This window comes from Kitasatospora sp. NPDC059599 (assembly GCF_042735125.1).
Taxonomy (GTDB): Bacteria; Actinomycetota; Actinomycetes; order Streptomycetales; family Streptomycetaceae; genus Kitasatospora.
Genome location: NZ_JBHWCL010000030.1, coordinates 58,849 through 66,402, shown reverse-complemented (window position 1 = coordinate 66,402; position 7,554 = coordinate 58,849). Strand labels below are relative to the sequence as shown.

Here is a 7,554-nt window from a genome sequence, read left to right as displayed (position 1 = left end):
CCGTTCGTCCCCAGCGTCGGCGGCCCCCCCCGCGCGGTGCGCGCGTGGCGCGGGGGCGGTGCGCCGCGTTATCTATCCCCCCTTTGGCGGCCTGGGGCGTCCCCCCCCCCCCCGCACCCCTCTTCGTTCGTTTCCGATTCCGTTCCCGATCGACGTGTGATCGATCCGGAACGATCTGGGACCGCCGAAGGGGCGCGCGCCATGACCGACCAGGACTTCCAGCCCGGGCTCACGCCGGGACACCTGGGTGCGCCGGTGCTGGAGCCGGAGGGCCGCCCCCCGACCGCGCCCCGGCCGCACTCCGATGCGCCGGATCCGCACCGACGGCGCAACGGACTGGCCTGCGGGCTCACCGCCCTGGCACTGGTCGCGGTGTTCGGCGGGGTCGGGCTCACCGGGTACACCTGGTTCCAGGCGCAGCGCAGGCCCCCGGCCGCCGCCGACTTCGCCGGACAGGGCACCGGCAGCGTCCAGGTCTCGGTGCCGGAGGGTGCGGGCCTGTCCCAGATCGCGTCCGCGCTGGTCCGCAACGGGGTGGTGGCCAGCTCGCTCGCCTTCACCCGGGCCGCGAAGGGCAGCGCGGCGGCCGCCGGACGGATCCAGCCCGGGACGTACACGCTGAAGCAGAAGATGTCGGCCGTGGCGGCGCTGGCGATCCTGGTCGACCCGGCCAACGCCAACGGCCTGACCATCCCCGAGGGCTGGCGCGGCTACCAGATCTTCACCGCCATCGACAAGAAGCTCAACCTGCCCGACGGCACCACCCGGCGCACCGCGCAGGAACAGGCCGTCGAACTGGGCCTGCCGGACTTCGCCAACGGCAGCCCCGAGGGCTACCTGTTCCCGGCGACGTACGCCGTCACCGACGGGACCACCGCGCTCGACCTGCTGAAGCAGATGGTGGAACGGGCGGGCAGGGAGTACACCCGCGACGACGCCAACGTCGTCGCGCAGAACCTCGGCCAGACCGTGTACGGGCTGGTCACCGTGGCCAGCATGGTCCAGGGCGAGGCCGACAACACCGAGGACATGGGCAAGGTGGCCCGGGTCATCTACAACCGGCTCGCCAAGGGCATGCCGCTGCAGCTCGACTCCACGATCAACTACGCGCTCGGCCGGTCGACCCTGAACACCACGGTGACCGAGACCAAGCTGAACTCCCCGTACAACACCTACCTGCACCCCGGGCTGCCACCGACGCCGATCTCCAACCCGGGACGGCAGGCGATCATGGCGGCGCTGGACCCGACGCCCGGGGACTGGCTGTACTTCGTCACCGTGAAGCCCGGGGACACCCGCTTCACCGACAGCTTCGACGTGCAGCAGCGCAACGTGGCGGAGTTCAACGCCTACCGGGCGGCGGCGAAGCCGAGCGCCCCGGCGTCCGGCTCGGCCGCCGCCTCGGGGGCGCCGGGGACGGCTCCCGGCGGGGCGTCCGGGGCGGCCACCGGCTCGGCGTCCGCGGCTCCGCCGGGGCCGGGCGCTCCCGCGGGCCCGGGTGCGGCGACTCCGTAGCGATCTTGTGTGCCCTCCGTGAGGTCCCCCGGTGACGGTGCGTTCGCCCGGGCAGGGGTAAGGCTGCGGTACGGTAACGTCTCCCTCCAGGCGCTGCGCTAGCACGCCGGTTCGAGATTCAGCCGGGACGATGCCGTCCCGGACGGCCGGTCCGATCCGTCGGCCGTCACCGTCGGTTAAGGGGATCAATGACCGATCTGGGTGGGGGCTACGCCCCCCAGGGCGAGCCGTGGCACCCCGGTGATCCCGGGTACGACGGCCGGCAGCCGGTCCCCGGCCAGCAGGACGGCCAGTGGCAGCAGCAGTACCCGCAGCAGGGTCAGCACGGCCAGCAGCCCTACGGGGACGCACAGCAGGGGTACCCCCAGCAGCAGATGCAGCAGCCGATGCAGCAGCAGGGCTATCCGCAGCAGCAGCAGATGCCGCAGCAGGCGTTCCAGCAGCAGGGCTACCAGCAGCAGGGGTTCCAGGGCGGTCAGCAGGGCTACCCGCAGCAGGGCCAGCAGCAGGGGTACCCCCAGCAGCAGATCCAGCAGCCGATGCAGCAGCAGGGTTACCCGCAGCAGCAGATGCCGCAGCAGGCGTTCCAGCAGCAGGGCTACCAGCAGCAGGGGTTCCAGGGCGGCCCGCAGAACGGCATGCAGCAGCCCGGTGTCCAGCAGCAGCCGGGCACGCAGGGCCAGAACGGGATGCCGGCACAGAACGGCATGCAGCAGCCGGGCATGCAGGGCCAGAACGGGATGCCGGCACAGAACGGCATGCAGCAGCAGCCCGGAGTGCAGCAACAGGGCATGCCGCAGCAGCAGGCACCGCAGCAGCGGGGCCGGAGGCGGGCTGCGCCCGCGCCCGAGCCCGAGCCCGCTTCGGGCCCCGGGCCGGACGGCATCGACTGGGAGGCCGAGGCCGCCGCGCTGGAGTCCGGGGCCCCGGCCGGTGACGATGGCCAGGGCGGGACCGACGAGTGGGACGGCCGCGAGGACGGCCACCGCGAGGACGGCGGCTACCTCGACGAGCACGCCGAGTCCGAGGAGGGCGGCTTCCTCGGCAAGCAGGACGAGTCCCGCGAGGCGAAGAAGAAGCGCAAGGAGAAGGGCAAGAAGTCGGGCCGCCGCAACGGCGGCGCCTGCCTGCTGGTCGCGGTGGTGCTGCTCGGCGCCGTCGGCGGCGCCGGCTGGTGGGGCTACGGCTTCTACCAGGACCACTTCGGGCCGCCGCCGGACTTCACCGGCGCGGGCACGGGTTCCGTCCAGTTCGAGGTCAAGAAGGACGCGCTCGCCGGGCAGATCGGCCTGGCGCTGAAGAACGCCGGCGTGGTCAAGAGCGTCGACGCGTTCACCACGGCCTGCAAGGCCGAGCCCAAGTGCGTCACCGTCCAGCCGGGCTTCTACGGCCTGAAGAAGGAGATGCCGGCCGCCGACGTGCTCAAGGAACTGCTCGCCCAGGCGGGCGGCGCGGCGATCGTGATCCCCGAGGGCAAGAACTCCACCGAGATCTACACCCTGATCGACACCAAGCTGAAGCTCCAGAAGGGTGCCACGGCCGCCGCCGCGCAGGCCCAGATCAACGACCTCGGCCTGCCCGCGTACGCCCAGGGCAAGATCGAGGGCTTCCTCTGGCCGACGCGCTACAACATCGCCGACGGCATGAAGCCCGAGGACCTGCTCAAGCAGATGGTGAAGACCGCCACCGACAAGTACGCCAACCTGGACTCCCAGGCGGCCTCGGTGGGCCTGAAGACCGGGTACGAGGTGATCATCGAGGCGAGCATCCTCCAGCGCGAGGGCAACAACGTCGACGACTTCGCCAAGATGGCCAAGACCATCCAGAACCGGCTGGCCGCCGGCGGCGAGATCAACCACAAGCTCGGCATGGACACCACGCTGCAGTACTCGTTGGGCCGCAAGGAGCTCAACAAGGGCGACATGGACAACGCGAGCAACCCGTACAACACCTACGTCAACCCGGGCCTGCCGCCGACGCCGATCTCCAACCCCGGCGACGACGCGCTCAACGCGGTGCTCCACCCGGCGGACGGCAAGTGGCTGTACTTCATCGCGATGGACCCGCAGCACACCCGGTTCGCCGAGACGAGCAAGGAGCACTACGCCAACGTCAAGGAGTACTGCCAGGCGGCCGGGCAGGGCTTCGACGAGGCCCGTGGCCACTGCACCACCAAGTAGCAGCGGCGGGACAGCAGTTCATGGAGAGGCAGTGTTGACCAGCAAGCACCGGGCGGCCGTCCTCGGCTCGCCGATCGCCCACTCGCTCTCGCCGGACCTGCACCGGGCCGCCTTCGCGGCGCTCGGGCTGGACGGCTGGCGCTACGACCGCTTCGAGGTCGACGAGGCCGTGCTGCCCGGCTTCGTCGCCGGACTGGACGAGGCGCAGTGGGCGGGCCTGTCGCTGACCATGCCGCTGAAGCGGGCGGTCATCCCGCTGCTCGACGAGGTCAGCGCGACGGCCCGCGCGGTGGACGCGGTGAACACCGTGGTGTTCACCGCCGACGGGCGGCGCACCGGGGACAACACCGACGTTCCCGGACTGGTCAACGCGCTGCGCGAGCGCGGGATCACCGAGGTGCCCGGCGCCGCCGTCCTGGGTGCCGGGGCCACCGCCTCCTCGGCGCTGGCGGCGCTCGCCCGGATCTGCACCGGCGAGGTGACGGTCTACGTGCGCAGCGCCGAGCGGGCCCGGGAGATGGCCGAGCTGGGCGAGCGTCTGGGCGTGGTCGTCCGCACTGCCGACTGGGAGCGCGGGGCCGAGGCGCTGGCACAGCCCCTGACCGTCTCCACCACGCCGGCCGGTGCCACGGACGCCTTCGCCGGTTCGCTGCCCGCTGCGCCCGGGACGTTGTTCGACGTGCTGTACCACCCGTGGCCGACGGCGCTGGCCGCCGCCTGCGCCGAGCGCGGGGCGACCGTGCTGGGCGGGCTGGACCTGCTGGTGCACCAGGCGGTGCTGCAGAGCGAGGCCTTCACCGGGCGGACCCCGGGGCCGCTGGCGGCGATGCGCGAGGCGGGGGAGAAGGCGCTCGCCGGGAGCTGAGCCCGGTGCCCGCCCGGTGCCGGGTGACGCCCGCTGCCTTCCCGCCGCCCCTGCGCGGCCTCCCGGCCGCATGCTGACCGGTTGCCGTCCGTCACGCGGACTGCGCCCCCGGGTGCCGCTGGGGCATGAAAGGATTCAGGCAGAAGGCACGCTCGGGCGGGCCGCGGCGGTGCCGTGGGCCGGCCCGCTGATGAAGGAGCTCCGTTGGGTACGTTGCGCTGGCTGACGGCGGGGGAGTCGCACGGCCCCGCACTCGTCGCGACGCTGGAAGGCCTGCCCGCCGGCGTACCGGTCACCACCGCCGTGGTGGCCGACGCGCTGGCGCGCCGTCGGCTCGGTTACGGCCGCGGGGCGCGGATGAAGTTCGAGCAGGACGAGGTGACCTTCCTCGGCGGTGTCCGGCACGGTCTGACCATGGGCAGCCCGGTCGCGATCATGGTCGGCAACACCGAGTGGCCGAAGTGGGAGCAGGTCATGTCGGCCGACCCGGTCGACCCCGAGGTGCTGGCGGGCCTGGCCCGCAACGAGGCGCTCACCCGCCCCCGGCCCGGCCACGCCGACCTGGCCGGCATGCAGAAGTACTCGATCGAGGAGGCCCGGCCGATCCTGGAGCGCGCCAGCGCCCGCGAGACGGCCGCCCGGGTCGCGCTGGGCGCCGTCGCCCGCGCGTACCTCCGTGAGGTGGCCGGGATCGAGATCGTCAGCCACGTGGTCGAGCTGGCCGCCGCCAAGGCGCCGGCCGGTGTGCTGCCGCTGCCCTCGGACGAGGCCCGGCTGGACGCCGACCCGGTGCGCTGCCTGGACGCGGACGCCTCGAAGGCGATGGTCGCCGAGATCGACCAGGCCCACAAGGACGGTGACACCCTCGGCGGCGTGGTCGAGGTGCTGGCCTACGGCGTGCCGGTCGGCCTCGGCTCGCACGTGCACTGGGACCGCCGTCTGGACGCGCGGCTGGCCGCCGCGCTGATGGGCATCCAGGCGATCAAGGGCGTCGAGGTCGGCGACGGCTTCGACCTGGCCCGGGTCCCCGGCTCGCAGGCGCACGACGAGATCGTCCCGACCGCCGAGGGCGTCAAGCGCACCTCCGGCCGGTCCGGCGGTACCGAGGGCGGCCTGTCCACCGGCGAGGTCCTGCGGGTGCGCGCCGCGATGAAGCCGATCGCCACCGTGCCGCGGGCGCTGCAGACCCTGGACGTGCGCACCGGCGAGCCGGCCAAGGCGCACCACCAGCGCTCGGACGTCTGCGCGGTGCCCGCCGCGGGCATCGTCGCCGAGGCGATGGTCGCGCTGGTGCTGGCCGACGCGGTCGACGAGAAGTTCGGCGGCGACAACGTCACCGAGACCCGCCGCAACGTGCAGGGCTACCTCGACCACCTGATCATCCGATGACCCGACCCGTCGTGGTGCTGGTCGGCCCGCCCGGCAGTGGCAAGTCCACCGTCGGGCGGGCCCTGGCCGAGCGCCTGGGCGCCGACTTCCGGGACACCGACGCCGACATCGAGACCACGGCCGGCAAGCCCATCCCGGAGATCTTCATCGACGAGGGCGAGTCGCACTTCCGCGCCCTGGAGGTGGCGGCCGTGCGCGCCGCCGCCACCGGACACGACGGGGTGCTGGCGCTCGGCGGCGGCGCGGTGATGGCCGAGGCCACCCGTGAGCTGCTGCGCGAGCTGCCGGTGGTCTTCCTGGAGGTCCCTCTCGCCGACGCGGTCAAGCGGGTCGGCCTGGACGCCCCGCGCCCGCTGCTGGCGGTCAACCCGCGGGCCCGCTGGCGCGAGCTGATGGAGGCCCGCCGCCCCCTCTACCTCGAGGTCGCCACCGCCGTGGTCGACACCGAAGGCCGCACCCCCGAGCAGGTCGCGGACGCCGTACTGGAAGCACTGGAGCTGAAGACCCCCCATGACTGACCCCATCGTCAGGATCCACGTCGACGGCAGCGCCGGTCACGACCCGTACGACGTGCTGATCGGGCACCAGCTGCTCGGCGAGCTGGCGCCGCTCATCGGCAACCGCGCCAAGCGGGTCGCGATCATCCACCCGGAGGCGCTGTCCGCCACCGCCGACGCCATCCGCGAGGACCTGGCCGGCGAGGGCTACGACGCGATCGCGCTGCAGGTGCCCAACGCCGAGGACGCCAAGAGCGTCGAGGTCGCCGCGTACTGCTGGTCGGTCCTCGGGCAGACCGGGTTCACCCGCAGCGACGTCATCGTCGGCCTCGGCGGCGGCGCCACCACCGACCTGGCCGGCTTCGTCGCCGCCACCTGGCTGCGCGGCGTCCGGTGGATCTCCATGCCCACCACGCTGCTCGGCATGGTCGACGCGGCCGTCGGCGGCAAGACCGGCATCAACATCGCCGAGGGCAAGAACATGGTCGGCGCCTTCCACCCGCCGGTGGGCGTGCTGGCCGACCTGGGCACCCTGGAGACCGTGCCCAAGCACGACTACGTCTCCGGCCTCGCCGAGGTCATCAAGTGCGGCTTCATCGCCGACCCGGCCATCCTCGACCTGATCGAGGCCGACCCCGAGGGCGCCAAGACCCCGGCCGGCCCGCACACCGTCGAGCTGATCCGGCGCGCCATCCAGGTCAAGGCCGATGTGGTCTCCGGAGACCTCAAGGAATCCGGTCAGCGCGAGATCCTCAACTACGGTCACACCCTCGGCCACGCCATCGAGCGCAACGAGCGGTACAAGTGGCGGCACGGTGCCGCGATCTCCATCGGCATGGTCTTCGCCGCCGAACTCGGCCGCCTGGCCGGGCGGTTGGACGACGAGACGGCCGACCGGCACCGCAGCGTGCTGGCCTCGGTCGGCCTGCCGCTGAGCTACCGGGCGGACGCCTGGCCGAAGCTGCTCGACGCGATGAAGATCGACAAGAAGTCGCGCGGCGACCTGATCCGCTTCATCGTCCTCGACGGCCTCGGCAAGACCTCCGTGCTGGAGGGCCCCGACCCGTCCCTGCTGGTCGCCGCCTACGCGGAGGTCTCGGCGTGACCC

At 72.7% G+C, this 7,554-nt stretch carries 6 protein-coding genes; all 6 read left to right on the top strand.

Translation table 11 applies throughout. The features are described 5' to 3' along the window. Window positions 1-201 precede the first annotated feature (201 nt). The gene (gene mltG, locus ACFV04_RS13840; protein ID WP_380338420.1) at window positions 202-1,515 is read left to right on the top strand and encodes an endolytic transglycosylase MltG; all 1,314 of its coding nucleotides are present in this window, start codon (window positions 202-204) and stop codon (window positions 1,513-1,515) included. Window positions 1,516-1,703: 188 nt separating this feature from the next. Next, the gene (gene mltG / locus ACFV04_RS13835) at window positions 1,704-3,695 is read left to right on the top strand and encodes an endolytic transglycosylase MltG (RefSeq protein WP_380529034.1); all 1,992 of its coding nucleotides are present in this window, start codon (window positions 1,704-1,706) and stop codon (window positions 3,693-3,695) included. A gap of 34 nt (window positions 3,696-3,729) precedes the next feature. Continuing rightward, complete coding sequence (locus tag ACFV04_RS13830) at window positions 3,730-4,560, top strand: shikimate dehydrogenase (protein ID WP_380529033.1); 831 nt, start codon at window positions 3,730-3,732, stop codon at window positions 4,558-4,560. Between the two features lie 204 nt (window positions 4,561-4,764). Next, complete coding sequence (gene aroC, locus ACFV04_RS13825) at window positions 4,765-5,949, top strand: chorismate synthase (protein WP_360261925.1); 1,185 nt, start codon at window positions 4,765-4,767, stop codon at window positions 5,947-5,949. Beyond that, window positions 5,946-6,467: a shikimate kinase gene (locus tag ACFV04_RS13820; RefSeq protein ID WP_380529031.1), complete on the top strand. Its 522-nt coding sequence runs from the start codon at window positions 5,946-5,948 to the stop codon at window positions 6,465-6,467. Before aroC ends, ACFV04_RS13820 begins: the two co-directional genes overlap by 4 nt. Beyond that, a complete protein-coding gene (aroB, locus tag ACFV04_RS13815) occupies window positions 6,460-7,551 on the top strand; it encodes a 3-dehydroquinate synthase (protein WP_380529029.1) in 1,092 nt (363 codons plus the stop codon). Before ACFV04_RS13820 ends, aroB begins: the two co-directional genes overlap by 8 nt. The last annotated feature ends 3 nt before the right edge of the window (window positions 7,552-7,554 follow it).

Bases quoted from the DNA above. Each gene is read 5' to 3' on its own strand.
- ACFV04_RS13820 (WP_380529031.1), top strand. From the start codon at position 5,946: ATGACCCGACCCGTCGTGGTGCTGGTCGGCCCGCCCGGCAGTGGCAAG.
- mltG (WP_380529034.1), top strand. From the start codon at position 1,704: ATGACCGATCTGGGTGGGGGCTACGCCCCCCAGGGCGAGCCGTGGCAC.
- aroB (WP_380529029.1), top strand. From the start codon at position 6,460: ATGACTGACCCCATCGTCAGGATCCACGTCGACGGCAGCGCCGGTCAC.
- mltG (WP_380338420.1), top strand. From the start codon at position 202: ATGACCGACCAGGACTTCCAGCCCGGGCTCACGCCGGGACACCTGGGT.